Origin of the sequence: Coleofasciculus sp. E1-EBD-02 (assembly GCF_040218245.1) — a bacterium.
GTDB lineage: Bacteria > Cyanobacteriota > Cyanobacteriia > Cyanobacteriales > Coleofasciculaceae > Coleofasciculus.
Genome location: NZ_JAVJQN010000003.1, coordinates 1 through 26,334, shown reverse-complemented (window position 1 = coordinate 26,334; position 26,334 = coordinate 1). Strand labels below are relative to the sequence as shown.

20 protein-coding genes and 2 pseudogenes are annotated in these 26,334 nt (G+C 44.5%); 14 read left to right on the top strand and 8 right to left on the bottom strand.

All coding sequences use genetic code 11. The features are described from left to right. Window positions 1-174: 174 nt before the first annotated feature. From RIC07_RS00165 to RIC07_RS00155, 3 genes are all read right to left on the bottom strand, one after another. Window positions 175-813 carry a Uma2 family endonuclease gene (locus tag RIC07_RS00165; protein WP_446392745.1) on the bottom strand — a complete coding sequence of 213 codons (639 nt, stop codon included), beginning with the start codon at window positions 811-813 and terminating at the stop codon, window positions 175-177. Between the two features lie 370 nt (window positions 814-1,183). Further along, window positions 1,184-4,123 (bottom strand): NACHT domain-containing protein, encoded by a 2,940-nt coding sequence (locus RIC07_RS00160; RefSeq protein WP_446392744.1) that lies wholly within the window; start codon window positions 4,121-4,123, stop codon window positions 1,184-1,186. A 301-nt stretch (window positions 4,124-4,424) separates the two neighbouring features. Further along, entirely contained in the window at window positions 4,425-5,114 is a 690-nt protein-coding gene (locus tag RIC07_RS00155) for a peptidase C15 (RefSeq protein WP_446376648.1), read from the bottom strand. 64 nt (window positions 5,115-5,178) lie between these two features. Here RIC07_RS00155 and hisH point away from each other — a divergent pair, with 64 nt between their 5' ends. Continuing rightward, complete coding sequence (hisH, locus tag RIC07_RS00150; RefSeq protein WP_446392743.1) at window positions 5,179-5,814, top strand: imidazole glycerol phosphate synthase subunit HisH; 636 nt, start codon at window positions 5,179-5,181, stop codon at window positions 5,812-5,814. Window positions 5,815-5,969: 155 nt separating this feature from the next. Here the strand turns inward: hisH and RIC07_RS00145 are convergent, their stop codons facing one another. Then, on the bottom strand, window positions 5,970-6,743 hold the full coding sequence (locus tag RIC07_RS00145; RefSeq protein ID WP_446392742.1) for a carbonic anhydrase: 774 nt from the start codon (window positions 6,741-6,743) through the stop codon (window positions 5,970-5,972). A 329-nt stretch (window positions 6,744-7,072) separates the two neighbouring features. Between RIC07_RS00145 and RIC07_RS00140 the strand changes: the two genes are divergently transcribed. From RIC07_RS00140 to RIC07_RS00095, 10 genes are all read left to right on the top strand, one after another. Then, on the top strand, window positions 7,073-7,930 hold the full coding sequence (locus RIC07_RS00140; RefSeq protein WP_446392741.1) for a prohibitin family protein: 858 nt from the start codon (window positions 7,073-7,075) through the stop codon (window positions 7,928-7,930). A gap of 486 nt (window positions 7,931-8,416) precedes the next feature. After that, window positions 8,417-9,859, top strand: coding sequence for a cytochrome ubiquinol oxidase subunit I (locus RIC07_RS00135; RefSeq protein WP_446392740.1), 1,443 nt, complete (start codon window positions 8,417-8,419; stop codon window positions 9,857-9,859). A gap of 8 nt (window positions 9,860-9,867) precedes the next feature. Next, entirely contained in the window at window positions 9,868-10,881 is a 1,014-nt protein-coding gene (locus RIC07_RS00130; RefSeq protein ID WP_446392739.1) for a cytochrome d ubiquinol oxidase subunit II, read from the top strand. A gap of 672 nt (window positions 10,882-11,553) precedes the next feature. Continuing rightward, entirely contained in the window at window positions 11,554-12,363 is an 810-nt protein-coding gene (locus RIC07_RS00125) for a C13 family peptidase (protein ID WP_446392738.1), read from the top strand. Window positions 12,364-12,481: 118 nt separating this feature from the next. Beyond that, complete coding sequence (locus RIC07_RS00120) at window positions 12,482-12,652, top strand: hypothetical protein (protein WP_446392737.1); 171 nt, start codon at window positions 12,482-12,484, stop codon at window positions 12,650-12,652. A gap of 24 nt (window positions 12,653-12,676) precedes the next feature. Beyond that, a complete protein-coding gene (locus RIC07_RS00115) occupies window positions 12,677-13,309 on the top strand; it encodes a hypothetical protein (protein WP_446392736.1) in 633 nt (210 codons plus the stop codon). Window positions 13,310-13,404: 95 nt separating this feature from the next. Further along, window positions 13,405-13,914, top strand: a complete 510-nt coding sequence (locus tag RIC07_RS00110) for a nitrogen fixation protein (protein ID WP_446392735.1) — start codon at window positions 13,405-13,407, stop codon at window positions 13,912-13,914. A 66-nt stretch (window positions 13,915-13,980) separates the two neighbouring features. Further along, the gene (locus RIC07_RS00105; protein ID WP_446392734.1) at window positions 13,981-16,659 is read left to right on the top strand and encodes a pentapeptide repeat-containing protein; all 2,679 of its coding nucleotides are present in this window, start codon (window positions 13,981-13,983) and stop codon (window positions 16,657-16,659) included. 127 nt (window positions 16,660-16,786) lie between these two features. Next, window positions 16,787-17,710: a YwqG family protein gene (locus tag RIC07_RS00100; protein ID WP_446392733.1), complete on the top strand. Its 924-nt coding sequence runs from the start codon at window positions 16,787-16,789 to the stop codon at window positions 17,708-17,710. A gap of 94 nt (window positions 17,711-17,804) precedes the next feature. Then, on the top strand, window positions 17,805-20,237 hold the full coding sequence (locus RIC07_RS00095; RefSeq protein ID WP_446392732.1) for a CHAT domain-containing protein: 2,433 nt from the start codon (window positions 17,805-17,807) through the stop codon (window positions 20,235-20,237). A 4-nt stretch (window positions 20,238-20,241) separates the two neighbouring features. Here RIC07_RS00095 and RIC07_RS00090 read toward each other — a convergent pair whose 3' ends face one another. Continuing rightward, complete coding sequence (locus RIC07_RS00090; RefSeq protein ID WP_446392731.1) at window positions 20,242-20,601, bottom strand: hypothetical protein; 360 nt, start codon at window positions 20,599-20,601, stop codon at window positions 20,242-20,244. 273 nt (window positions 20,602-20,874) lie between these two features. Between RIC07_RS00090 and RIC07_RS00085 the strand changes: the two genes are divergently transcribed. Beyond that, the gene (locus tag RIC07_RS00085; protein ID WP_446392730.1) at window positions 20,875-21,096 is read left to right on the top strand and encodes a hypothetical protein; all 222 of its coding nucleotides are present in this window, start codon (window positions 20,875-20,877) and stop codon (window positions 21,094-21,096) included. Between the two features lie 184 nt (window positions 21,097-21,280). Here RIC07_RS00085 and RIC07_RS00080 read toward each other — a convergent pair. The 3 genes and pseudogenes from RIC07_RS00080 to RIC07_RS00070 form a co-directional block, all read right to left on the bottom strand. After that, a pseudogene (locus RIC07_RS00080) lies at window positions 21,281-21,687 on the bottom strand (zinc ribbon domain-containing protein); the annotation flags it as partial. 123 nt (window positions 21,688-21,810) lie between these two features. Beyond that, window positions 21,811-22,719 (bottom strand): annotated as a pseudogene (locus RIC07_RS00075) (RNA-guided endonuclease InsQ/TnpB family protein); the annotation flags it as partial. A 174-nt stretch (window positions 22,720-22,893) separates the two neighbouring features. Further along, window positions 22,894-23,964: a YheT family hydrolase gene (locus RIC07_RS00070; RefSeq protein WP_446392729.1), complete on the bottom strand. Its 1,071-nt coding sequence runs from the start codon at window positions 23,962-23,964 to the stop codon at window positions 22,894-22,896. A 69-nt stretch (window positions 23,965-24,033) separates the two neighbouring features. Here RIC07_RS00070 and RIC07_RS00065 point away from each other — a divergent pair, with 69 nt between their 5' ends. Both RIC07_RS00065 and RIC07_RS00060 read left to right on the top strand, forming a co-directional pair. Continuing rightward, complete coding sequence (locus tag RIC07_RS00065) at window positions 24,034-25,140, top strand: TRAP transporter substrate-binding protein (RefSeq protein WP_446392728.1); 1,107 nt, start codon at window positions 24,034-24,036, stop codon at window positions 25,138-25,140. Between the two features lie 619 nt (window positions 25,141-25,759). Next, window positions 25,760-26,323 carry an IS607 family transposase gene (locus RIC07_RS00060; RefSeq protein ID WP_446392727.1) on the top strand — a complete coding sequence of 188 codons (564 nt, stop codon included), beginning with the start codon at window positions 25,760-25,762 and terminating at the stop codon, window positions 26,321-26,323. Window positions 26,324-26,334: the final 11 nt, after the last annotated feature.

The following is a 26,334-nucleotide window of genomic DNA, read 5'->3' as shown; positions in this document are numbered from 1 at the left end:
GAACCGGACTCTTTTACTCCCCTCTCCCAAGCTTGGGAGAGGGGCTGGGGGTGAGGGCTGGAAGTTAGCGTTCGCGTAGCGTTCCCAAAGGGTAGCGTAACGCACTATAACTTTTGTCGTAAGCGATGCGAACGTTTATAGCGCTAAAGCGCAACTACGAACCTCTAAATTGCCTTAAAGACTATCTGGATCAATATTCAACTCCCGCAATTTTGCCGCTAACCGTTCAGCGCGTTGAGCTTCTTGTTCTCGCTGTTGTTCTAATTCCAAATAGGACAAAAACCGTTGCCCATCAGGTCGATATAATTCTAACCCGGCTTCTGTTAATTCAAACCGCACCGTTAAGCGAGGACTAACCCAGCCGGACATGGGTTCAATGACTTCTAATAGTCCCTCAATTCTTTGCCATCCTCTCAAATCTTTATTGTCGGGATCATAGAGGTAATATTCTTCCACACCATAGCGGTTATAAAATGCCAGTTTTTTATCCATCTTAGTCTGGCTGTCATGATAAGAACGGATTTCAAAGACAACCTGCGGCGGGATATTATTTTCGCGCCATTGTAGGTAGGAACGGCGATCGCCTTTCGGTACGCCAAACACAACCATTACATCCGGCGCTTGGGAGATGGTGTTGTTGCCTTCAACTGGATACCAAAGTAAGTCTCCGGCGACAAATACATTGGGGTCATCTTTAAATAAAGCATCACAGCCGCCTTGGATTTTGGTAATCCATTGATATTGAATGGTGCTGTCTGCCATGGGTTTACCATCACTAGAGGGATAAATGATTTCTTCTTTGGTGAGTGTCATAGTATTAAAACCTAAGTTGAATTTACTTGGTCATACGTTGTTGTGCTGTCGTTGAGGGATGTTGATTAAATTCTATCAAAGTTTGCCCCTCTAATATGATTCCCCTGTGGGAACGACCCGCTTGTATAAATTGACAACTCCAGAAACAGGGCGGGTTTAGTCACATCTGGGTGCAACCAAAAAGATAGTTGTGAAACCCGCCCCTACACATTTAACACGAATGTCGCTGATTAAGCGGGTTTCGTAGTAAACAATTTAGTGCTAGAAGCGCTAAAGCGCTGACTACAAACTCGAAATTTAGTGCAATTTCAGTTAACACTAACGTTGTTTAGATTGGATTATGTCAACAAAATTCATGTTTAAAATTATATCATATATCACTTTTTTGCTTCTCGAATTGTGCCAATTCTGTCTGAGCAAACTCCCTAACTTTTTCATCAGGATCATTTTCGGCTCTGTCGCGCAGCAAGGGTAGAGTCTGGGGATTATCAGGATATTGTTTGATAATGATTTCAAGTGCCGTTTTACGAGGATTAGGTGTCTTGTTTGTCTCATCTTTTAAAGGATTTGTCTCATCTTTTAAAGGATAGGGATCATTGACGGCGCGATCGCATATAAATTCAAATATCCCCGATTCATCTTTCCAGCCTCGTGCTAACTCCTCCAATGCTGCTGCTCGGACATGCCAATGATCATTAGACTGAGCCACTCTCTTCAGTAAAGGTAAAATATCAGGATCTGAGAACCCGCCTTGCGCCCATTCTCGCATCGCTGTCTCTCGCACACGACAATGCTTAGCTGACTGAGCCAATGTCTTAAGGTCGGACAAAAAGTTTGGCTTATCTTTCCAGCCTTTAAGTAATTTTTGTATCGCTGCATTTCCAACATGACCATTCTCATCTGACTTAGCCAGTTCCATCAGTAGGAGAAAAGTATCAGGGTCATTTTTCCAGTTCTCGGCTAATCCCTTAACTGCTATCAATTGAGTATAATCATGATAGCAATAGCGATCAGACTGAGCTATAGCTTTGAGCAAATTTAATGTCTCTGGGGCATCTTTCCATATAGTTGCGATCACTCTAATTGCTTCTTCTTTTTCTATAGGGTCATCGCCATCAGTCAAACCTTTCAGTCGGTCGAGCATTTTATCAGCAGTTTCCTTAATATCAACCCGATTTCTCACTTCTGAAATGCACTTAGCTGCAAAAAATAGCTTGCTGTGTGAAAGATCAGTATGCCATTCATCTGCATCAGGTGTTTCAATCAAATATTCAATGACATGACCAGCAATTTTTGGCTGAATCATTCCTATGATTAAACACAGCACCTCATCCCAAGATGGATTCCACCAATGCTTACCAAAAACCTCGCTTTTCAACTCCTCCAGAGAAATTGTTCGTTCTTTCTCAAACTGCCAAACATATTCCCAGGCGCAGAAATATTCCAAAAATGTCCGATGCACAAAGGCATAATAATCCGCCCCCATGAAACATAATATAAAATTCCGTTCCCGCAGTTGCTTTATCATCACCCTAGCTATCACTCTGGGATTATTGATATCTAAGGTTTTCAGATAATCTGTCAAAATCTGATCTAACTCATCCGCCGCAATCAGATTAGCTACCGCGAACTCTTTCTCCGCTGCTTGCATCTGATAAGCCACCCGACGCAACATCGCCTGCTTATCTTTATAATCAATGGTTTGAATCTCTAACTGCTGATGTTCCACTAACGCCCGTTCCACATCCCATTGATGCAGCAATACCCGCGACGCTTGGTTGTATAATTCGGGTCTATCTCTGGGCAATTCCTGATTACGATTTAATATTGCCATCATGGTTAGCAATAAGGGATTTTCAGCCAGTTCCCGAATCGCTTTTGAGGTATCAATTGCCCGTTGCAGCCGTTCTCGCTTCCTATGTTTATCCACTTGATCCGTAAACGTTAAATCATGCCAACGGGTAATAAACTCCTGAATCTGATTTGCCTCCAAATCTTGCAACATAAAATGATCAAACTGGGCATCTTGTAACCGCTGTGGTTTATAGCCAATCACGCGAGAGGTGACGATTACTCGCACCTCAGGATAGTCATTGGTAAAGCGATGAATATCGGTAATTACATCCTCGCGTTTTCCCGGATCAAATACCTCATCCAAGCCATCAAACATCACCAAAGCATTTCCGGCTTTTAACCGTTCCACCAGTTGATGCTGATTCAGATGACAGACAATCCCACTGCTATCATGGAAGAATTCCAGGAAATTCTTACATTGTCCCGCATCGCGATTTCGCATATAGGTGCGTAATTCAATCAGCAGGGGTATCGGCTGTAAACTGGCGTCATTGGGGGTAGAATTTGCCCAATCTAATGCCAAATATTGCAACAAGGTAGACTTGCCAGAACCCGGATCACCGAGAATCACCAGATAGGGATAGTTATCTTTATCGTTAATAATTTCATTGATGGGGCGGATTGGCTGTTGAGAATAAACCTGTTTATAGTCGGTTAACTCTTCGATGGATATATCTGTGTCAAGTTGATTACTCTCTCGCAGTCGCCGCTGATGTTCTTTGGGCAGTTCATAGAGTTGGGGTAATCCCTGATGAACTTGTCGCACATTTTGCGGAATGAAAACTTGCCAGAGTTTCAGTTGGTTATAGGCGCAGCCTGTTGTGTCTAAACTGGATAGATTTAAGTTGCTGTAGCGTTCCCGTAATCCCTCTTGATATTTGGGTAAATTAAAATCCGGAGGAATTCCAGCAATTTCTCGAACTTTTTCTTCTATGGATTCCTGAATCTCTAATTCTAACAGTTCCTCTAACTCTGGCGAATTCCTAACAATGCGTCTCACATCTTTTACATATTGCTTGGCAATCCCATCCCAGTTAAACCCAGTTGGCATATTGGGTGAATAGCGCTGTACCCAAATGGTTCTTAATTGATTGGCGTCGATGGCGCGACATTTTTTTTCAAAGGCTTTTCCCAATAGCGGTTTCACGTCGTCATCTCGGATAAACTGCTCGATTGCGACTTGATAGGTGTCGCGGATTTCTGCGCCGCTTAACCCACATTCAACTAATAGTTCATCTTCGATTATTGTCAAGAATTCCGCTAAGGCTTCAAGTAAGGCTTTCTTGAGGATATGCGGTGAGGCTAATAGTACCCCCTCGCTGAGGCAGTCTTGGAAAAAATCGTTAACGTACTCTTCCAGATTTTCCTGCTGTAGTTTCAGCCAAATCTGCTTGAGTTCTAAGTTTTTCACGATTAAAGCGCCGACACTACTCAACGCTGTCCCCGGTTCCACCATGATGCCATTCCTACAGGAAACTTATTTTTACCATTTTAGGCAAGAAAACCTTGGATCGACATTCCTGTTAGGGTATCTGCTTTTTCGTCTAGTGCAAGAAGGTAGAAATAACTGAATAGCTAACATCTTCCCCCGCTTCCCAGACACGCCATGGCGCGTCTCTACATTTTCATCCTATCTACGAAGCTGTTCAAGTATTTCCGCTGCGCTGTGCAGGGGTTAGTCGGTTGGGTTGAGCGAAGTCGAAACCCAACCTAAAAAAACTCCATTAAAGCAGAAGGAATCAATATTGCCTTTGTCTCTAAGCCGCAGTCGTTGCATCTCGTCTTCGGCTTTGGTGTTGAAGGGTTGACCAAAGGGCGATTCGGGAAATAATTAGGCGAAAGTCAGTCAAAATTGTGGCTAGATTTTCGGGGGTTAGTACGGGAACGTGGACAAAAATGCAGCCTGTTGTTGGGGAATAATCCTGAAAATAGCGTAATAGCTGATAATAGAGTCCTTCACAGACAAATTTTCCCGCGTCATGACTAATCTCAGTTTCAGTTAATCCCTCGACTAATTTCTCTAAGTCTACAGCAGTTTTGAGCAATTGAGTCTCGAAAGATGTCTCATTGCCAAAGAAGGCGGGAAGACAATAGGACAACCCTTTCAGGCTTAAAATTGGTTGAAGAAGTAGATAATAAATGAACCAATACACTTGAGCAACAAGGTATCGAGGCGTTGCTCCAGCTTCTACAGTTAATCGGGAACGGGATTCTGCCATACCGCAACAGATCACCACATCCGGTTGCAGGTGTTCAATTTTCGCGATCGCTAAATCGCTGGCGGGGAATACGTCCACGGGTAGCTGTCTCAGGAAGGTTAACGATATGGCTTGATCTTGGAACAGGTTACTCTCAGCTTGGAGTTTGAGGAGTAAATCATCGGACGCATTGGATTTCTGATGAGGTAACCAGGTTTGAAAGGAAGTCAAAAGGATAGTTGTTGACATTATCGATTAGCACCGAACTCATTAAAATAAAGATTTAACCACAAAAATAACGAGGAATCGGTTTATGCCAATCATTGCGGTGGTTGATTACGATATGGGTAACTTGCACTCGGCTTGTAAAGGGTTGGAGAATGCAGGTGCAACAACCAAGATAACGGATGTCGCGGCTGAGATTGAACAGGCGGATGCGGTTGTACTACCGGGAGTGGGTTCATTTGATCCGGCTGTACAGCATTTGCGATCGCGTGGACTTGAGGAACCGATTAAACGGGTAATTGCCAGTGGTAAACCGTTCCTGGGTATCTGTTTGGGGTTGCAAATTCTGTTTGAGGGTTCAGAAGAAGGAAAAGAACCCGGATTAGGGATTATCCCTGGGAAAGTGCGGCGATTTCAGCCAGAACCGGATATCCGGATTCCGCACATGGGGTGGAATCACTTGGAGTTTACTCAACCGGATTGTCCCTTGTGGATGCAGTTATCAGAAAATCCACAAGTTTATTTTGTCCATTCCTACTACGTTGAACCCGTTGATCCGGCGATTCGCGCCGCTACAGTAACCCACGGCTCACAACACGTCACGGCGGCGATCGCGCGGGATAATATGATGGCGGTTCAGTTCCATCCTGAAAAGTCGTCCACCGCAGGCTTACAAATTCTATCGAACTTTGTCACTCTTCTGAAAACTCCTATATCCGTTTAAGATGGAAGAACTCACGGACAGAGAACAGGGAACAGAAGATCTCAAACCTGAGTCAGGGCGGGTTTTGTAACCAAACTAGGGAAAACCATCCAAATTAGTCCCTCGCACCCGCCCCTACAAACCCGATTTTATCGAGGGTTGCGGCGGGTCAACACTTAAAACTCTTTGGTTTTAATAACTCGTTTATTCAGAGGTTGGACAGGTCGAGCATTACCGCTATAAACCGACTGAAACTTAGCAAGCTGCTGGGATGACATCTCAATGGGCTGTTTCAAAACATACCAATTCACGCCTTCTGTACAAGGTGGGGTAGTTAATGAGCCTGTGTAATGATAATAAGACTTATCTTTTGGCGGTAAAGCACTGGCATTAACCGTCACACCTCGGACGATTCGTTCTCCTTTTTGGGTTGGTAGATTCGCCCATAGGGTTTCAATAAATGGATTGTATTGACCTTCTTTCAGGAAAACGCCAATGACCGCCAATTGTCCATCCTCACTTTTATGAACCAGGTGGGCTTCCATGGGATAGTATGCGCCCTTAACCGTGTGTTCGCTGGGAGCATGGAAATGAAACTGGAGCAGTTCATACCGCTTACCCTCAATTTTGATAGAACTCCCAGCTTTGTAGGCAACTTCAATAGCATGACCATTATTAATGACTTTAAAGGGTGTATTTTTATAGGTAAATTCCAGAGAGTCAGCGCTAGAAGCTGACTGATCGTTCAGGTCAATAGGAGACTGAGCTTTGCCGAGTTTACACATTTTAAATTCTGGACTTAAGTCTCCCCAATTTTCCGGGGATTCATCGCCACTATACCCCCAGTTAACCGAATGGGTATTAGTATTACTTGATTGAACGTTCGGCGCGATGACTAAACAAGACGCGACCAGAACAAAGATAATAAATCTAAAGGTACTGTTCTTCATGGCACTTTTTCACTTTTACATCCACTATACATATCTCTATCTATTTTAATAGCATTAATCCGAATGAATTGAACCAGACAATTCATAAATATTATGAATCATTTTATGGTTTGTTGAGATAGATTGAGATATATTTATGCAAAAATTAAGGGTTGAGGATGGAAAATTAGGGCACCCCATCACCCCGTCACCCCATCACCCCGTCACCCCATCACCCCGTCACCCCATCACCCCCAGCTCCCCTATCTTCCCTTAATCGCCGCAATTGAGTCTGAACATTGGTAGGCTGTAAAGAGTCGCCAATGGCGTTTGAGTAAGGAGAGTAAACGTTGAAGTATCAGAATTCACAGAATTGGCAAGCTTTAGTGGGAGGGATTATCGCAGCAGCCTTGATTCTCCTTAGCTTTAGCTCCTTTGTGATCATCAACCCAGGTCAAGCCGGGGTCATCAGCATCTTGGGTAAAGCCAGAGATGGAGCCTTACTAGAGGGAATCCACATTAAACCCCCCTTGGTTTCAGTGGTGGACGTATATGATGTGACTGTGCAAAAATTTGAAGTTCCCGCCCAGAGTTCCACTAAGGATCTTCAGGATCTCTCGGCTAGCTTCGCGATCAACTTCCGTCTTGATCCCACACAGGTGGTTACGATCCGACGGACACAAGGCACATTACAGAATATCGTCTCGAAAATTATCGCCCCCCAGACTCAGGAATCGTTCAAAGTTGCAGCAGCGCGGCGAACGGTAGAAGAAGCCATCACCAAACGGACTGAACTGAAGCAGGACTTTGATGATGCGTTGAATGAACGGTTGGAAAAGTATGGCATCATCGTCCTGGATACCAGCGTGGTTGACCTAACCTTCTCCCCAGAGTTCTCCAGGGCGGTTGAGGAAAAACAAATCGCTGAACAACGGGCGCAACGTGCTGTTTACGTTGCCAGGGAAGCCGAACAACAAGCCCAAGCGGACATTAATCGCGCTAAGGGTAGAGCCGAAGCCCAACGACTGCTGGCGGAAACCCTGAGAGAGCAAGGCGGACCCTTAGTTCTGCAAAAAGAAGCGATCGAAGCCTGGAAACAAGGTGGGGCGCAAATGCCGAAAGTTTTGGTCATGGGCGGCGATTCCAATAGTAGTGTGCCATTCCTATTTAACTTAGGGGATGTGGCACAGGAAACGCTACCGCGCTAAAGGCACCAAACCCTGTGGTTATCCTGTACCTTACTTTTGGTCGGGATCTGGAAAACCTCTCTCCTGCAAGGAGAGAGGCTTTGAATTCTCCCCCCTTCCGTGCAACAGAAGGGAAGCATCTTCTGTCCTCCCCGCATATAGCGCTACGCGCCAGGGAATAGGCAATAGGCAACACCTCGGCTTCGCTCGGTGTGGAATATGCAATAGTGAAGACAAACGCTTACCTTACAAGGAATTGAGCGATTTGAATTTTTCTGGATATGTCCTAACCTTAGTGCGTAGTGCTATATAACCCAGTCCGCGCAGGCGGACTTTGTTTGTGTAGCAGCGATTTCAATCGCCTCCTCTTGCTAAAAAAAGAATGCCCTTGGGGAGGATATGCCCCTCGTCGTCACGGTTTGAGCAGGTTAGGATAAGAACTAATCGGGTCATGAGCCTGATCGCAGGTTTTCTAGTCCATGTTCAGGTCTTATGTAACGGAACGTTATGGAATTTTTGTCCGATACCGTCGTGCTGTCACGTCTGCAATTTGCGGTGACAGCTATTTTTCACATGCTGTGGCCCGTTCTCACCACAGGGATGGGGATTTACCTGGTTATTGTGGAAGGACTTTGGCTGAAGACGCGCAATCCTGATTATTATTACCATGCTCGCTTCTGGTCAAAGCTGTATGTGCTTAACTTTGGCATCGGTGTCGCTACAGGTGTGCCGATGGAATTTCAGTTTGGCACCAACTGGGCATCCTTTTCCGAGGCGGTTGGTAATTTTTTTGGCAGCATTCTCGGCTTTGAAGCGTCGATGGCGTTCATGCTAGAAGCGGCGTTTTTGGGGATTATGGTGTTTGGTTGGCAGCGTGTTCATCCAATCATGCACTACGTTGCAACTATTCTTGTGGCATTCGGTGCCAACTTATCCACGTTCTGGATTTTAGCCGCCAATTCCTGGATGCAAACCCCAGCCGGGGGAGAATTTGTCGATGGCAAGTTTATTGTCAGTGATTATTTTCAGGCAATTTTTAATCCCTTTATGATGAACAGCGTTCTGCACATGTTCTTTGGCACTCTGGAGACATCGCTGTTTGTGATTGGTGGAATTAGCGCTTGGTATATTCTCAACAAACGCCATTCCGCCTTCTTTTCTAAGGCGTTGAAAATTGTCTTAGCGGTTGCGATCGCAGTTGCTCCCTTACAGATCTATATTGGACATTTAAGTGGCGAACAAGTGTATCATCATCAGCCCTCCAAACTAGCCGCGATGGAGGCGCAGTGGGAAACTGTACCCGCAGGCGTTGCCGCTGATTGGAGTCTTTTGGCATTGCCTAATGAAACCGCCGAACAAAATGATTGGGAAATTAAAGTTCCCAATGCGTTGGGATATATCTTGGAATTCAAAAAAGAATTGCCAGAACCCGTATTAGGATTGAAGGAGTGGAAACCAGAAGATCGACCCCATCTATTAGGGTTAATCTACTATTCCTTCCGAATTATGATTGCCATTGGTTTCTTCTTCGCCGGATTAATGCTGGTGAGTGTACTGCAATGGCTACGGGGTAAGCTTTCACCGGAAAACATTACCCAGCAGCGTTGGCTTCTGTTTGCCTGGATTTTTGCCGCACCCCTCGGTTATATTGCGGTTGAATCCGGCTGGATTGTCCGCTGTGTGGGACGACAGCCATGGACAGTTTACGGGCAGATTCGCACTGTAGATGCCGTGTCTAATATTCCAGCCAGTAATGTGTTAACCTCGTTACTCAGTTTCAGCGGGGTTTATACCCTGTTATTTTGTGCCGCTTTATTTTTCGGGAGCCGAATTATCCGCCGAGGTCCCAATTTCAACCTCCCTTTACCCACTTCTGAAACTCAAGCAGGAGTCAACACTGAGCCTGGACAGTTTATTCCCGATGAACGTCCCCTAGAAACGCAACAGTAGGAGATTTTATGGAAACATTATCCTATTTTCTTCCCCAAGTTTGGTTTGCTATTTTAGCCTTATTTCTCTTCCTCTACGTGATGCTAGATGGATTTGATTTAGGGGTGGGCATTTTATCCCTAACTTCTTCAACTGAGGAACGCCGGGGTATTTTAATGACCAGTTTGGGTAATGTTTGGGATGCCAACGAAACCTGGCTGGTGATTATGGGAGGAGGTTTGTTTGGGGCATTTCCTTTAGCCTACGGCACGATTTTAACTGCCTTGTACATCCCCATTTTCTTGATGATCTTTGGGTTTATCTTCCGGGCGGTGGCGTTTGAGTTTCGTGAACAAGCGGATCGTAAGTTCTTCTGGAATTTAGCGTTTGGTGTCGGAAGTTTTAGTGCTGCACTGGGTCAAGGATTTGCGTTGGGGGCTGTGCTATCGGGGATTACGGTTGATGAAGCGGGTCATTTTATTGGTGGGACTTGGGATTGGCTTACCTGGCAATCTGTGCTGATGGCATTGACTTTGATTCAAGGGTATGTGTTGATTGGCTCAACCTATTTGGTTTTGAAAACAGAGGGAGAATTACAAGCCACCCATTACAAAACTGCTAGAATTGCCGCGATCACAACGCTAATTGGCGCGATTGTGATTACGATTACCACGCCCATCTTTTATGAATATGCGCGATCGCGTCTTTTTTCTCAACCTCAAGTGTATATCTTTGCTGCCATACCCCTACTGGGAATCACCCTAATTTGGCTACTCTGGAGAAGTCTGGATCGACAGGAAGAGAGAACGCCATTAATTTGGACAATTCTCCTGTTTTTGCTGACATTCCTAGGATTAGCCTTGGTTGTGTTTCCCTACATTATCCCCACTCAGATCACCATTTATGAGGCGGCGGCTGACCCCAGTGCACTGGTGTTCATGATCATCTTTATCGGTGTTCTGATTCCGATTATGTTGGCATACAACATCTATCAATACATTGTGTTTCGAGGGAAGGTTAGGGGTGAACATTATGGAGCCTAAATAAGTCAAACGTCAAAAGTTATTGGGTTTGACCGATAACTTAACTAAACCCGCCCCTACAATCGGGCGGGTTTGACCGATAATATTATGATAAAAACCGATAACCTAACTCAACCCGCACTCCTAAATCGCAATTGAACAAGGCTCCTGGGCAGAAGACAGAAAATTTATGCTTGATCCCTTCCCGTTTCAGACGTTCAAGACAGTCCTAACCGTGATAACGACAGCGAGATTCAGTTAACCTCATCCCATGCCTAAAAGACACAGAATTTCACGTTAATAGTTCATCGTTGATGATGTATTGTTATGGTGTAACTTTTTTTTACAATAAATAAACTGAATACTCAGTAAATATTTGCATTAATTCATTAAGTTAATCGGTGATGAACATCCCAAAATGCCTAATCTTTTGCTAGACTAGTTAAGTCTATTTACTTATTAGCAGCAGGAACAATGTCAGGCATGGCTAGAGGCTGAAGTATGGCTACTTCCTCAAATCGTTGTGGCATTGAGCTAAAACTCCACTGAACCCAAAATTTTTGAGGACAACTTGTTAAGCCGACATTATCGATAGAGACTAAGTGTTTACCTTGCCTGATAGCTAAAGGATCAGTCGAATCAAGGCTGACCAAGTCGTTTGCAGCATAATTATAACGGTAAGGGGAAGACGCAATGAAAGTTAAAGGTTTACTAAATAAGTTATCACTCCTGTTCGGATGTTTATGCGTATTCGGACTTTTAGGGGAAAACGTATCCGCCGCCACTATTTGGCGATCGCTTATGGTAGGTCCCCATTATCCCGGAGGAGCATCCTTTGATGATACGATCGCAGGAACGCGCATGACGAACTTGAGCAATCAGTTTGGGCTGTGGTCTAACTGGGAACCAGAAAACATGAATGTGTTGACTGGCGCAGTTACATCAGAGGGGATTACTCAAGCCATTATGAATGCAGGTGTAGATGATAATGATTTCTTCACCTTTGTTTACCATGGACATGGATCATCAAATGAATGCTATTCTCTACCGGGAGAGCGCATGTTTGCTGATGAACTTCACAGCGCACTTGCGGGATTGCCAGCCACGTCCACAAAGTTAGTCGTTAATTTGTCTTGCTACGGAGGTAGTTTTTGGAACGAATTATCAACCCTGAATAACATCGCGTTTTTTAGTGGTGCTGGAGCGACAGAAGTGTTACCTGAGCCACCAAGATTCTATACCAATCTATTTAACAACGCTAATCCCAACAACATCGAGTTTATAGATTGGAACAGTGACAACAGGATTAGTATTAGCGAATACTATACGGCTTCGCAGGTGGTGGATAGGGGAGCTAATTCTCAGTACAACAACTCTAACTCAATCCTAGACAACGCGACAGTTTTTTACCTTCCTACGTCAGTGGCTGAACCTAGCTCTGTCTTAGGTATTATCGTAATAGGAGTATGGGGATTGAAAAAAATTTACAAACAGGGTGCATAGTTAGATTGTTCATTTTTGGCGATCGCAATGGTGCGATCGCCAAATTATGTAATTGGCTTGACGTTCAATTTCCGTGTCGTTATCCTAGATAGTACAAAAGTATTATCGCGAGACCGCCATGAGTGATTCAGCACAACCTCCACGTCGCCGCAGACGGCGAAATAGTGCATTTGACGACGAATCCAGTCATCCAGATAAATCGACACAGCCGCAACACCAAGGTCAATTAACCAGAAGCGAACGCCAAGAAATTGTTGATCGGCTACGTCAAGAAAGTGCTGATTCTTAAATATACCGACAACAATCGTAACCGATGACAGCCAATTCCGATCAACCCAATCCCAATGACGCCGTTTTAGGCGGACAAGATTACCCATTAAATTCTGGCGTACTGGGTGGCTTAGAGGGAGTTAAACAACGTTTGACCAGTGAGTCTGAAGAAATCCGGATGGCAGCTTTAGACGAGGCGCTTAACTATGGTCAACCAGGGAGATATTTGCTACGCCAAGTGGTAAAAAACGAGACAGGTAATTTACAGTTAAAAGCCTATAATTTACTCTCTGAACAGGTTGATGAGAAAGAAAAACAAGAATTACAAACTTATTTGTCTCCAGACTTACAAATTGATCTCAAGTTTGACCTTGAAATTGACACGAAAGAATTAGGGGAAGCGATTGAGCGAGCCGTCGATCGAGCGTTAGGGCGTCGAGGAATAGCCAGTGCCGATAGTCACAGTAGCATTCCACTTGCAGGCACAGCGCCAATGCCTCCTCTTGCAGGCACAGCGCCAGTGCCTCCTCCAATTGAAGCAGGTGTAATATCTGTAGACCAAGTTAATGATCAGGCGGGGAATAACTCTAAAGCTGAGATAGCTAACGATCCACCAACTAAAACCTTAGGTTTACTGAGACAATGGTTGAAAAATAAAATGAATCGATATCGTTAACTAAATCAAACACTTGCTCCCAAGAATTAAACCCCGTTGTCATCTTGTTTCAATTCATCGTTAAATTTCAAATAAATTCTCATTTATTGAAAAAAATGAATAATTCAAAAAAAGACATAACCAAGCTGAGTCAGGAAACACCAATGCCGTCAGAAATGGCACATCCAAAAGACAGTAAATCTTCACTCTGTCCTAGCTCTCCCCCTGATACTCAGGGTAGCGTTGTCTTCGGTATAGTAGGTGGCACTGTTGACAGTCCACAAGTAGCATATCTGCGGGAACCTCAGCCAATAACGGATGAATTACTAGCATTATCTGAACCCGTTGATCCAACTGAAGTTTATCGAATCGCTGCTCCTTGCTGGGAACGGAGATGTCAACATTTTGATGGACATCAATGCCATCTTATTCAACAAATTGTCGAGGGATTACCGACAGTGGTGAAAGACTTACCACCCTGTCGCATTCGTCAAGATTGTCGATGGTGGCAACAGGAAGGGAAAGACGCCTGTCTGCGTTGTCCTCAAATTGTCCGCACGAATTATGGTATGTCTGAAACTGTTAAAAAAGTCATTGAACCACACCGCGATCGCAAAATGATGTAATTAGCTTGACGTTCAATTTCCGCGCCGTTATCCTAGATAGTACAAAAGTATTATCGCGAGACCGCCATGAGTGATTCAGGACAACCTCCACGTCGTCGCAGACGGCGAAATAGTGCAATGGCAGATGAATCCAGTCATTCAGATCAATCGACACAGCCGCAACACCAAGGTCAATTAACCCGAAGCGATCGCCAAGAAATTGTTGATCTTCTACGTCAAGAAAGTGCTGAGAATTTCCTGAAACGAGCCAGAGAAATTGGACTCAATCCGGCAACTGACTTTGCTGAACTTAATTTATCGGGAGTCGATCTAAGTCATGCTAGTTTTCAAGATGCTGATTTAACTGGGGTCAATTTATCTCAAGCTAACTTGAGTAATACTCACTTGAATCACACTAAGTTAACTAACGCCAACTTACAACAGGCAAACTTACAACGAAGCAATCTATCTTTCGTCGATCTAAGCGGTGCTAATTTGAAAGAGGCGAATTTGAGCGATGTCGCCCTCTCTGGTAATCCTAATTTAAGTCAGGCAAATCTACAACAGGCTGATTTAAGCAACGCCCATCTCAATTGGGCTAATCTAACTGACGCCACTTTAGAAGACGCTAATTTACAAAATGCCCGTCTTGAAAGCATTAAACTGCAAGGAGCTAAGTGCGATCGCGCCAACTTTCAAGGTGCTCGCTTCGGTCAAGGAGATGATTTCAGCCACATCAGTTTCAAGGGAGCTAATTTTGCGAATGTATCCTTGTACAAGCTAGACTTTAGCCATTCTGACCTCAGCAATGCCAATTTTGAGAAATCTATACTGGAGCACGTCAATTTCTCTAACGCCAACCTCCAACAGGCAAACCTACCAAAAGTCAATCTATCTTATGTCAATCTGAGTCATGCAAACTTGAAGAGCGCAAATTTACAGGGAGCAGATTTAGAGGGAGTTCTCTTACAAGGAACTATCATTGATACGCAAACGCAACTCGATCCTACTTGGCGCAAGATTTGGGCTATTTTCAATAATCAAGTTACAGAGGATCTAGATTTACGAAATGCTGACCTCAGTCGCCAGGATTTCCAAGGAATGAATCTTGCTGGGGCGAATCTTCAATCTACAAAACTCTTCAGCACCAATTTTCGCAACACAAATTTGAGTGGAGCTGATTTGAGAAACGCTAGCTATCGAGAGTTGTGCCTTGCAGGAGCCAATTTAACTGATGCTAACCTAAGTGGCTTGAATTTGCGATCGATCAACCTATCTGGTGCAAATCTTCAAGGAGCAAACCTCAATCGGGTAATGCTTGAACAAGCTGATTTATCAGGTGCAAATCTTCAAGGAGCAAACCTCGACGGAGCAATACTTGAAGAAGCTGATTTATCAGGTGCAAATCTTCAAGGAGTAAACCTCGACGGAGCAATACTTAAAAACACTGTAATTAACTCAGCAACCCAACTCGATCCTAAGTGGCAATTAGTCTGGGAAATCCTGAATAATAGTCAGTGTGGACGGGAATTGAGTGGAGTAGATTTGAGTAATGCCAATCTAAGCAGGGCAAACTTGGAAAATGCCAACCTCAAAGGCGCAAATCTAACTGGAGTCGATTTGAGTGAGGCAAACCTTCTCGGAACTCAGATTGATCAAACGACAAATCTTGACCCAATGTGGCGCAGGGCTTGGGCTGCTGTTAATTCTCCTCTAGATGCGGAATCCTCAAATTATGTGATCAGGAAAGTGATGCCAGCTATTCTAGAACCCTATCGCGATCGCATCGAAGCAACTGCTAAACCCTATCTGGGGATTCACCTTGTTCCTGACGATACTTTAACTTGGTGGAATAGCAAATTTCCAGGAGAGCAAATCAGTCGGGCTGGCTTACCCTATCTACCCAAGGGGATGAGCTATCCTCAAACACCAGAAGGGGAATATTTGCATCTGTTGATTCAGATTAATTTTGCTGAAGCGCCATCTATGGAGCCATTTCCACGGCAGGGGATTCTTCAGGTTTTTATTGCCGATAGTGGCTATTACGGTTGTCTCCACGAACACTATAGTGAATTTGATAAGACCGACTGGTTTCAACAAACAACCTTCTGTATCCGCTATTTTGCTGATCCAGATATGGATGAGGCCAATCTAGAAACCAACTTTGACTTCTTGCCCGACAAAAACCCAGAGCTTAGAGATCTGGACGCAGTAGCAGAATTTAGTATTGTGGGCGCGTATCCCCCCACTTGTTCAGCCATTCAGTGGTGGTCTGGATATGAATTCATGCCAACAGTGGACTATCAGTTTTATGATGTGCTGTTTCATGACCTCGATTGGAGCGATCGCCGAGCTGCCATGCGCTTCATTGATGAATTCACAGAAGCCTATGAAGGAGCCTATGATTCTTGGGGAGAAGTGTTTGAAGTAAGGACTAATGAAGAAACGACTACAAGTAAAACTGAAGATTCTACCAGTTATACTCACATATCTGCCCGACTCGGTGGCTATACTCTCTTTCCCCAAGAAGATCCACGGGAAGGCTCGTCGGGTTTATCTCATATCGGTGGCTATACTACCTTTTCCCAAGAAGATCCAAACGCACGGGAATACTCGACGGGTTTCGAGGGACTTGACGGCCCACTGGATACGATGCTTCTCCTAATAGATACATCAGGAGAAGTTCTTTGGTTTTACATACAGCAATCGGATTTAGTCCGGCAGGATTTTTCCCGTGTTTTTTATGTAGTAGAAAACACCCTCTGATGTAATGATCGCACCCACTCAATTATCAATTATCAATTATCAATGACCGATCGCTAAAGCGGGAGGCTTGATACCTTATTATTTTGGTCAAGCAACGTCGTAAAACTAACTATTTTTAATCATCATAATGAGTAATCTTAAACAACCCTTACCGCCCATCCTAGAACCCTATGGCGATCGCATCGAAGCAACCATCAAACCCTATCTTGATATTCGACTTGTTCCCGACGACACTTTAACCTGGTGGAATAGCAAGTTTCCGGGAGGGCAAATCAGTCGGGCTGGCTTACCGTATCTACCCAAGGGGATGAGCTATCCTCAGACACCAGAAGGGGAATATTTGCATCTATTGGCCCAGATTAACTTTGCCGAAGCGCCATCTATCGAGCCATTTCCACAGCAGGGGATTCTCCAGTTTTTTATTGCGAATTGTGATTCTTACGGTTGTCCCTATCCTTATCAACAGCCGTGGAAGGAATTTCAGGCCAATTGGTTTCAACAAACAATCTTTCGTATCCGTTATTTTCCTCAACCCGATCTCAATGAGGCAAATCTGGAAACTAACTTTGACTTTTTGCCCGACAAAAATCCAAAGGTTGGAGAGGTGGGAATTTTGTGTGCATATCCCTCCACTTGTTCGGCAATTCAGTGGAGTTCTGGCAAAGAATTAATGCCATTAGAGGACTATCAGTTTTATGATGTAATGTTTCACGATCTCGATCGCAGTGACTTCGTTGAGGAAGAGGAGTTCATTGAGGAATTCACGGAAGCCTATGAAACTTATCGGGGTAAAGTGGCGTTAGAAATGCGTAGAAGTCAAACTCAAGGTTCTATCAGAGGCTATACTTTGCCAGATGCTCAGATCGGTGGCTATACTCTTTTCCCCCAAGCAGATCCACGAGAGTCCTCGACGGATTTCGAGGGACTTGATGAGCCACTGGATACGATACTGCTCAAAATACCTCTACCCGAAGATGTCCTTTTGTTTTACATACAGCGATCGGATTTAATTCGACAAGACTTTTCCCGCATTTTTTATAGTCGTTCGTGAACTACCGCTCATTAATGCGATCGCAATGAGTATTTGTGTCACACAGATTTGTCATACAGCAACGTCCGAACTGTGGATCTGAGGTACTAAAACAATGAATGAACAACGTATCGATGCCTACTTCGATTTAATCAAACAACTGCTAAATTGCCCCAACGGTGAGGAACTGCAAATCCTTGATGCCAAGCGCGAGTTAGTCGATTCCGAGTTGTTGCGGTGTATGGCAATAATGGCAGAACAACAGGAAGCAGATGGCAACCACAACGCCGCCGACTTTTTGCGCAGTCTCAGGAATCAGCTTTTAGAAGTGCGGGGAATTTCAGAAACCCCTACCTTAACGAATCCCTCATATCAAGACTATGTGGAATTCTTCAAGGAGGTATTGCAGGCAATCGCCGACAGTAAAGGCGACCCCCAAGTTATATATCCATTGCTACAAGCAAATCTAGACAAGCTTGATGATAATGTTGCTGATATCCTGATATGGACAAGTGATGAATTCTTAAAAGCCGATCCAGAAACGGCGGAATATATATCTTTATTAATTGGTCAATTTTGCGAACTCATCAGCGATTTTCCTCTTGGCAATAAAACAAATAACATAGAAATCGCCATTGCTGGTTACAAAGTGGTGCTAAAAGTCTTTACTCGTGAAATGAACCTGGAAGTTTGGGCAGAGATTAATAACAACTTGGGTTGTGCCTACTTTGAAAGAATACGAGGCGACAAGGCAGAAAATCTGGAAATGGCGATCGCTTCCCATCAACGGGCATTGCAGGTTTATACTCATGAGGCATTCTCTGCTGACTGGGCAATGACTCAGAATAACTTGGGCAATGCCTATAGCGAGAGAATACGAGGAGATGAGGCAGAAAATTTGGAGATGGCGATCGCTGCCTATCAACACGCATTGCAAGTTTATACTTCTGAAGCATTTCCCGCTGACTGGGCGATGACTCAGAATAACTTGGGCAATGCTTATAGTCAGAGAATACGAGGAGACAAGGCAGAAAATCTGGAGATGGCGATCGCTGCCTTTCAAAGGGCATTATCCGTTTACACGCCTGAAGCATTCCCCGTTGAATGGGCAAATATTCAGAATAATTGTGGGAATGCCTACCTTGACAGAATACAGGGAGACAAAGCAGAAAATCTGGAAATAGCCATAGCTGCCTTTCAAGGGGCGTTATCCGTTTACACTGCCGAAGCAAATTCTATTTACTGGGCAAATACTCATAACAATTTGGGGAATGCCTATCTTGACAGAATACAGGGAGACAGAGCAGAAAATTTAGAGATAGCTATAGCGATCTTTCAAAGAGCATTATCGGTTTACACTCAGGAGGCATTCCCTACCAATTGGGCAATGACTCAGAATAACTTAGGTACTGCTTACCTTGACAGAATACGAGGAGACAAGGCAGAAAATCTGGAAATAGCCATAGCTATCTTTCAACAGGTGTTGTCAGTTATCACAAAGGAAGCAAATCCCATCGACTGGTCAATGATTCAGAATAACTTGGGTCGTGCTTACAATGACAGAATACAAGAAGACAAGGCAGAAAATCTGGAAATGGCGCATTTAGAAGAAATCCTCAAACAACTCCCAGATAATTGCCAACAACTGATATTAGTTCCCCATCGGCTGCTGCATCTGTTACCCTTACACGCCTTGCCTCTACCCAACCAAGCAGATAAATGCCTCCTCGACAAATTTCCTCAAGGCGTTCGCTACAGCCCTAGCTGCCAGCTATTGCAATTAACCCAAAACTGGGAACGTTCAAACTTTAGCGACTTCTTTGGAATTCAAAACCCGACTCAAGACCTCACCTACGCCAGCTTGCAAGTGGAGGTGATTCGCCAGCAGTTCGACTCAACAGAAGTTCTCGTAGAAACAGCAGCAACTAAAACAGCATTGATGGATGATGAAAGTTATTACCAAAAATGGCTGGGCAGTGCCCACTGCGTTCACTTTGCTTGTCACGGCGATTTTAATGAAAATTCCCCTCTTGAGTCTTGCTTGAAACTAGCGAATAAAGAACCTCTGACACTGGGAGAAATCTTTGGTCTCAATATCGATCGCTGTCGCCTCGTTGCCCTCTCAGCTTGCGAAACGGGTTTAACTGACAGCAAAAGCCTCAGCGATGAGTACATTAGTTTACCTAGCGGCTTTCTGTTTGCGGGGACTCCCAGCGTAATCAATAGTCTCTGGAAAGTGGATGAGTTGGCAACTGCCTTTTTAACGATTAAATTCTATGAAAACCTGAAAAAATATCCCCAGCGAGAAGCCGGGGAAGTGGCGATCGCTCTCAACCAAGCTCAAATGTGGCTGCGAGATTTAACCTCCGAAGATTTTGAAAAGTGTCTCGATCAGTTCGCACCCCAAATTCAGAACATTTTGGCTTCTCTTTCAGACGAATTCGAGCGGGAAATTGCTGAAATATCTTTGCAGAATGCACGCGATCGGCAACCCCGTCCTTTTGCCAGTCCTTTTTATTGGTCGGGTTTTATCGCCACCGGACGTTAAATTATTATTCGTCCTTGCATAAATTCCTCAGCCCAATGTTCCAGAGCTTGAATAAACAAGTGACGACTAAGGGTAGAGGAGTTGGTAAGAATTCTTTCAGAATATCGAACACATCTTTCAGATCGCTCCATTCTTTTCTTACCTCTGGCTTACAAAGATGCGTTCTCGATTTTTCGACCAACTCCTCTAATAAAGAATCTCCCATGAGAACAGGTTCTCCAGCCTTAACTGCAATCAATTTTGCAGCCTTTTCTAAATCCATATTGCACTTTTTGAGATTGCTCTCAAGAATATCAAGAGATTCTTGTACTTCGGGAGTGTCCCCCAATTGAGAACGAAAATGCTCAAACTCTTCTGGTGTCATAGAGTTATTCTCCTAGATTGATTTTAACGCTTGCGCTACTATTTTAAGCAATGTGACTGCGACCTAGAATCTATGACTCTTGCTCAATCCCAACCAACTGATATCATGTCCTGACGATTGCCCATAATTGCAATGCTGTAATAACAAGGGTTTCAGGCGTTTTTATTCGGGGTGTTTGACCGGACATAATATGATTCATTTCCCGAAGACTCGGATTCAAGGGAGTCTAGTCTAGTCCTAGGAACAGAGACGATTCAGTTACCCGAATCATTCTTGAAACGAATTACTGAGGAAACGTTGGGGAAGAACGGCGATCGCCTCACCCTAGTCCCGACGTTTCAAAATCGCAACCATCAGCTTGAAGCGATCGCGACTTTGGGAATGACAGAAGTTCGGCAAAGTCAACCCAATGGTGCGCTGTATCTGGATTCATTGGCAAATGTGCTGGCGGTGCAGCTACTACGCAACTATGGGACAACTTGGAACCGATTTTAAGTTACACATCGAACTTCCTTCTCGTCTTTTGATGCCTCTCCTGAAACTTTGAGTGCGATCGCCAATCTTGTAGGGTGCGTTCCCCACTTCAACTCCTACTATCCCACCAATAAATTTTGGGAACGCACCATTCTTATAAATTTTTGAAGCAAGCGATCGCCTTCCTTCTAGTTGTGACATCCTCCTACACCAACATCGAGCGAAGTCGAGATGTATGGTGTAGGCTTCCAACATCGCTGTTAGACATTGCTGCCCTGCGCCACTTATCTAGGCAAAATGCCCCCGACAGTCCGACTTGACAGCCAATTTCTTTCCCCCAGAGTCCCTGGGTACTCAGTTGCTCATAGCCTCGGTTACAGATTTCCTGTGCTGAGGCTACATCTCTATCGACTTCATACTTGCATTCTGGACAACTATGCCACCTATCAGACAGTTCTTTCCTGACCTCAATGCGGCAGTTTGGGCAAGTCTGGGAAGTTCCCTTGTGGTCGTACAGACGCGCCATGGCGCGTCTCTACAGCAACATAAACACCTCGCTGCTTGCCGACGTAGTAAAGAATATCTCTGAACTGACCAAAACCTGCATCATATCATGTCCGGTGGAATACTTACATTATCTGTGGAGACAAGGCAGAGGGCAGAGGGCAGAAGGCAGAAGGAAAGGAGGAAGGTTGCAAGGCACAAGGGAATAATGACTGTTTAAGCGGACATGATATCAACTGTATGTTTGCCTAGGAACCCCTTTGCCATAGTTCGGAAGTCGATATCTTCCAAGAAAATGGTTCCCGCCATATCACACAGTTTATGAGCTAGTTTGTACTGATAGTCTTTTCGCTTGAATGCAATATGGTTGTGCAATCGTTCTACTTTGAGTCTGGCTTTTTCATAGTTCTTAGAACGCTTCTGTTTCTTGGATAACCTGCGTTGTAGCACTAAGAGCCTACGGTGCATATCCTTGAAAAATTTACGTCCTGGCTCTATGAAACCATCACTGGTAGCCAAATAACTATTTAACCCAACATCTACCCCAATAAAGTGACCATGTGGGACAGCATCAGGGATAGAGATATCAGATTGAATGCTTATGACCGCAAACCAACCTACGGCTTTTTTAATTACCCTGACCTGTTTAACCACAAACCCATCAGGGATTGGTCGATGTAGGTTAATCTGGACATCTCCTAGCTTGGGTAATTTAATTTGCCATCCGGTTATAGGGTTTACCTTGAACTGGGGGAAAAGTATCGACTTCATCTGCCCATACTTCTTGAACCTTGGAAACCCGTAACCCCGCTTTTGAAAAAAGTCCCAAGCGTCATGTAACCGCCTAATACTCGTCTGCAATACTTGAGCGGGGACTGCCTTTAACCTTGGGTAATCCTTTTTAGCTTTGGGTAAGTTGTTTTGTTGTTGCTGATATCCGGGAAAGGGATAATCAGCACTCATTATATATTCAGACTCCTTACTACACCTATCTATTGGACACTTCCTTGAAGCAATCCAGTCCTTTAGCTCTCTAAGGGCATAATTATAAACACCCCGACAAGTTTCGAGCCACTTATTCAGTGATTCGACTTGTTCAGCATCAGGATAAATTCGATAGGTGTAATTTAGAGTTATCATATATTGATTATAGCTCCCCAAACCCCTCGTCAGTTAAAATAAATCAGCGATCGCTAGAGTAGCTGCTCTGCAAGCCTTGTAGGTTCGTTGAAAAAACTGTCCGGAGTATTACAATATGGCACGAGAAATTAAGTCGAGAAAAAAATAACTATAAGCATATTATTGGTCAAAAACCTACGAAAAAATTTGTTCACTGAACGAATCGCACCACTCCAACACTCGATTCCACGCCCACCAGCAGTCTGGATCTTGATAGTCACGCTGACAAGCACGAGAACTAATATAACCGACATGACCGCCCTGTTTGGTCACCCTTAAATCAATCGCTGGATTATCAGCACAAATCCCTTGCAAGTCTGGAATAATCGTGGGATCAAACATCGGATCATCGGCGGCATAAAGAATCAGGGTCGGTTTGTTTAAATGAGGTAAAATATACAGCGCACTCGTGGCATCATAATACTCTTCCACCGAGGAAAACCCTAATCGCTTAATTACTAGCTCATGATCAAATCCCCAAATACTGTTTGCTCGCTCAATCGCATCTGGATCGATATCTTGGGGATGAGCCTGATAGAGACGCCATGCAAGTTGTTTCAAAGTCCGTGCAACAGCTTGTTCTAAATACCGCCCCAATGGATGGTTTAACAGATACATCAGAGAACGGTGAGAATCCAGACTGGGACAAATAACCGCACCACCCCCAATCTCTGACTCATTTAATCCTACCGCCTCGGAATGAGCGATCGCTTGAGCTGATTTAATCCCCCAAAGGGCTAATTGTCCGCCCAGTGAATAGCCTGTAAACCAAAATGGGGCGGGGCATCCCATGGCTTTTGCTTGCGCCGCGATTAGGACAAAATCATCACCCTCGTACAAACCATCGGAGGTTAAGGTGGGTGACAACAAAGCTGTTTTTCCATGGGCTCGCCAATCAAATAGCACCACCGCATAGCCTTGAGCAAAGGCTTTACGCCCCAACAGTCTGAGATACCATTGGTTATCCAAATCCCCGGTAATTCCATAAGTTCCGACAATTGTCCCCTTGGCATGTTCGGGAATGGCGACAATCCCAAAAATCGGTACATTGTCAGCGCCGCGAAAAATATTCTCCTGATAGGGGGGTTCTGGGAAAGGAATCATTGCTTCCCAATCACGGGAGGCTCTAAACGCCAGGTGCAGGGTCATCGCCAGACCATGACTTAACCACCATGGGGAATGAAAGTTTTTTTTGTCATTCGTCATTTGTTATTCGTCGATTGTTTTTTCCTGATTTATGATTAAGATTCATTATTTAAACGATATAAATAAGTTATGAAACGTCGAAATATCATAAAGTATACAACAATCGGTGCGGCTGGGGCTAGTCTCAACGCCTGCCGTAAAAAAATACCTCAACCCCCATCAAAATCGGCGCAACCGATCATTAATTGGCGCATGGCAACAAGCTGGGATCGCTATTTTGAAATCCTGTTTGAGGGCATTGAAACATTATGTCGCTCTGTTAGTACGATGACGGAGGGGCGCTTTACGATTACCCCTTATCCGGGTGGTGATTTAGCCCCACCTCTGGAAGTGTTTGATGCGGTGTCCACCGGAACGGTTGAATGTTGTCACACGAATACGTTCTACTCCTTCCAGAAAAGTCTCGCCCTCGCCTTTGGCACTACCCTTCCTTTTGGTTTAAATGCTCAACAGCAAAATGCTTGGCTCTACAAAGGGAAAGGATTAGATACGTTACAAACGATATTTTCTGAGTTTAATCTGATCGGATTTCCGGCTGGCAATTCAGGCACACAAATGGGGGGATGGTTTCGGCGAGAAATTAATACAGTTGCTGATTTAAAGAACCTGAGAATGCGGCTACCTGGGCTTGGCGGGCAAATTATGAGCCGTTTGGGTGTCAATGTTGTAACGATCGCAGGTCAAGATATCGTACCTGCTTTATTAGAAGGAAGCATCGATGCGGTGGAATGGATTGGTCCTTATGACGATGATACTTTAGGGCTTCAAAGAGCCGCCCCTTACTACTATTATCCAGGATGGTGGGAACCCGGAACCACGTATATGGTGCTGGTCAATCAGGCGGAGTGGAACAAGCTTCCCTCAGACTATCAAGCCATTTTCCAAACAGCGGCGGCTGAAGCCAATTTAAAAACGTTAGCTCGATATAATGCCGTCAATGGTGAAATTTTAGAGCGATTTCTTTTAGGGGGAACAAAGTTAATGCCCTTTAGCCCAGAGATTTTAGACACCGCTCGGAAAACCGCCTTTGAACTCTATGAAGAAATCGCGAGTCAGGATGCTACATTCCGAGACGTTTACAGTCAATGGCAAGCTTTTAGAGAGCAGCTTTTTGAATGGAATCGAGTCAGTACGTTGAGTTTCACGGATTTTGCGTACACAACTATTGATAATTAGGGGCTGCTGAATAAGTTTTGTGGTAGGGAGAGGGAATAGGCAATAGGCAACACCTCGGCTTACCTCGACTTACTTCGGCTTCGCTCAGTAACACGCTCGGTAACACGCTCGGTGTGTCATGGGCAATGGTTTCAACATCTCGACTTCGCGGCAATTGAGCGTTCGACGGCTCGACTGAGCGCGACTCGACTGAGCGCTCGCCGAACGTCTCGCCGAAGTCTGAGCGCTCACGCCGAAGTCCTGTCGAAATTCGATGTTGACCCTCTGTCGAGGTAAAATTTGGTGCTTAGGTCGGCGAAAATTCCAAGCTGCAAGAGGGTGGTAGTGTAAAAACCTTGCACTTGTTGGGTAGAAAAATAGCTTGAAACCAAAATCTTGTCTACTTTCCTAACGAGTGCAGCAAGCCCTAATTAGGGCTTCTAGAAATTGCAACATTCCAGACCATTGGAGTGCCAAAACTGCTCCGGTCACGCCGACCAACTTTGGTTATTCGCTGTCTACCGATTGAGTCGCGATCGCAGAGGGTTGATAACAGATAGCTAGTATGATACTATATGCTGATATTAGCTGACATTTACTCATATTGGCTATATTCCTTTGAGAGAAGCCGTCAAGCGACTTGGGTTACATAAAAACACGAAGCAGGAAGTACGCAGACAATGGCAGCATTCCCTCTATACGCAATCCAGCCGGACAAAGGCTTTTTGATGTCGAAGCCTATCTGGGAGCAAGTGCTGGAAATGCCACTATTTGTTATTGTCGAGTCTCCAGTAGCAAACAACGAGACGACCAAAGCCAACAAGTCGCCTATATGCAGTCTCTCTACCCACAAGCCGAAATCGTCAAAGACATCGGCTCAGGACTCAACCCTTCGACTTCGCTCAGGGTTAACTTCAAAAGAAAAGGATTGCGTTCCCTACTGGACAGACTTCTTAGAGGGGATAAGCTCACAATTGTTGTTGCCTGTAAAGACCGATTGTGCCGATTTGGATTCGAACTCATACAGTATCTGGTCGAGCAAAACGGTGGAAGCATCGTGGTTCAAGGGGAAGGTGTATACTGTCCGCAATCAGAGCTTACCCAGGATTTACTCTCCATTGTCCATGTCTTCTCTTGCCGAATGCAGGACTGGAGAAAGTACGGTAAGAAAATCAAAGAAGATCCGAATCTACCTAAACCCTGAGCAGAGAAACC

What these genes read in the sequence shown, in the direction of transcription:
- RIC07_RS00165 (WP_446392745.1), bottom strand. Translation starts at nt 813, where the DNA reads ATGACACTCACCAAAGAAGAAATCATTTATCCCTCTAGTGATGGTAAA.
- RIC07_RS00160 (WP_446392744.1), bottom strand. Translation starts at nt 4,123, where the DNA reads ATGGTGGAACCGGGGACAGCGTTGAGTAGTGTCGGCGCTTTAATCGTG.
- RIC07_RS00155 (WP_446376648.1), bottom strand. Translation starts at nt 5,114, where the DNA reads ATGTCAACAACTATCCTTTTGACTTCCTTTCAAACCTGGTTACCTCAT.
- hisH (WP_446392743.1), top strand. Translation starts at nt 5,179, where the DNA reads ATGCCAATCATTGCGGTGGTTGATTACGATATGGGTAACTTGCACTCG.
- RIC07_RS00145 (WP_446392742.1), bottom strand. Translation starts at nt 6,743, where the DNA reads ATGAAGAACAGTACCTTTAGATTTATTATCTTTGTTCTGGTCGCGTCT.
- RIC07_RS00135 (WP_446392740.1), top strand. Translation starts at nt 8,417, where the DNA reads ATGGAATTTTTGTCCGATACCGTCGTGCTGTCACGTCTGCAATTTGCG.
- RIC07_RS00130 (WP_446392739.1), top strand. Translation starts at nt 9,868, where the DNA reads ATGGAAACATTATCCTATTTTCTTCCCCAAGTTTGGTTTGCTATTTTA.
- RIC07_RS00125 (WP_446392738.1), top strand. Translation starts at nt 11,554, where the DNA reads ATGAAAGTTAAAGGTTTACTAAATAAGTTATCACTCCTGTTCGGATGT.
- RIC07_RS00120 (WP_446392737.1), top strand. Translation starts at nt 12,482, where the DNA reads ATGAGTGATTCAGCACAACCTCCACGTCGCCGCAGACGGCGAAATAGT.
- RIC07_RS00115 (WP_446392736.1), top strand. Translation starts at nt 12,677, where the DNA reads ATGACAGCCAATTCCGATCAACCCAATCCCAATGACGCCGTTTTAGGC.
- RIC07_RS00110 (WP_446392735.1), top strand. Translation starts at nt 13,405, where the DNA reads ATGAATAATTCAAAAAAAGACATAACCAAGCTGAGTCAGGAAACACCA.
- RIC07_RS00105 (WP_446392734.1), top strand. Translation starts at nt 13,981, where the DNA reads ATGAGTGATTCAGGACAACCTCCACGTCGTCGCAGACGGCGAAATAGT.
- RIC07_RS00100 (WP_446392733.1), top strand. Translation starts at nt 16,787, where the DNA reads ATGAGTAATCTTAAACAACCCTTACCGCCCATCCTAGAACCCTATGGC.
- RIC07_RS00095 (WP_446392732.1), top strand. Translation starts at nt 17,805, where the DNA reads ATGAATGAACAACGTATCGATGCCTACTTCGATTTAATCAAACAACTG.
- RIC07_RS00090 (WP_446392731.1), bottom strand. Translation starts at nt 20,601, where the DNA reads ATGACACCAGAAGAGTTTGAGCATTTTCGTTCTCAATTGGGGGACACT.
- RIC07_RS00070 (WP_446392729.1), bottom strand. Translation starts at nt 23,964, where the DNA reads ATGACGAATGACAAAAAAAACTTTCATTCCCCATGGTGGTTAAGTCAT.
- RIC07_RS00065 (WP_446392728.1), top strand. Translation starts at nt 24,034, where the DNA reads ATGAAACGTCGAAATATCATAAAGTATACAACAATCGGTGCGGCTGGG.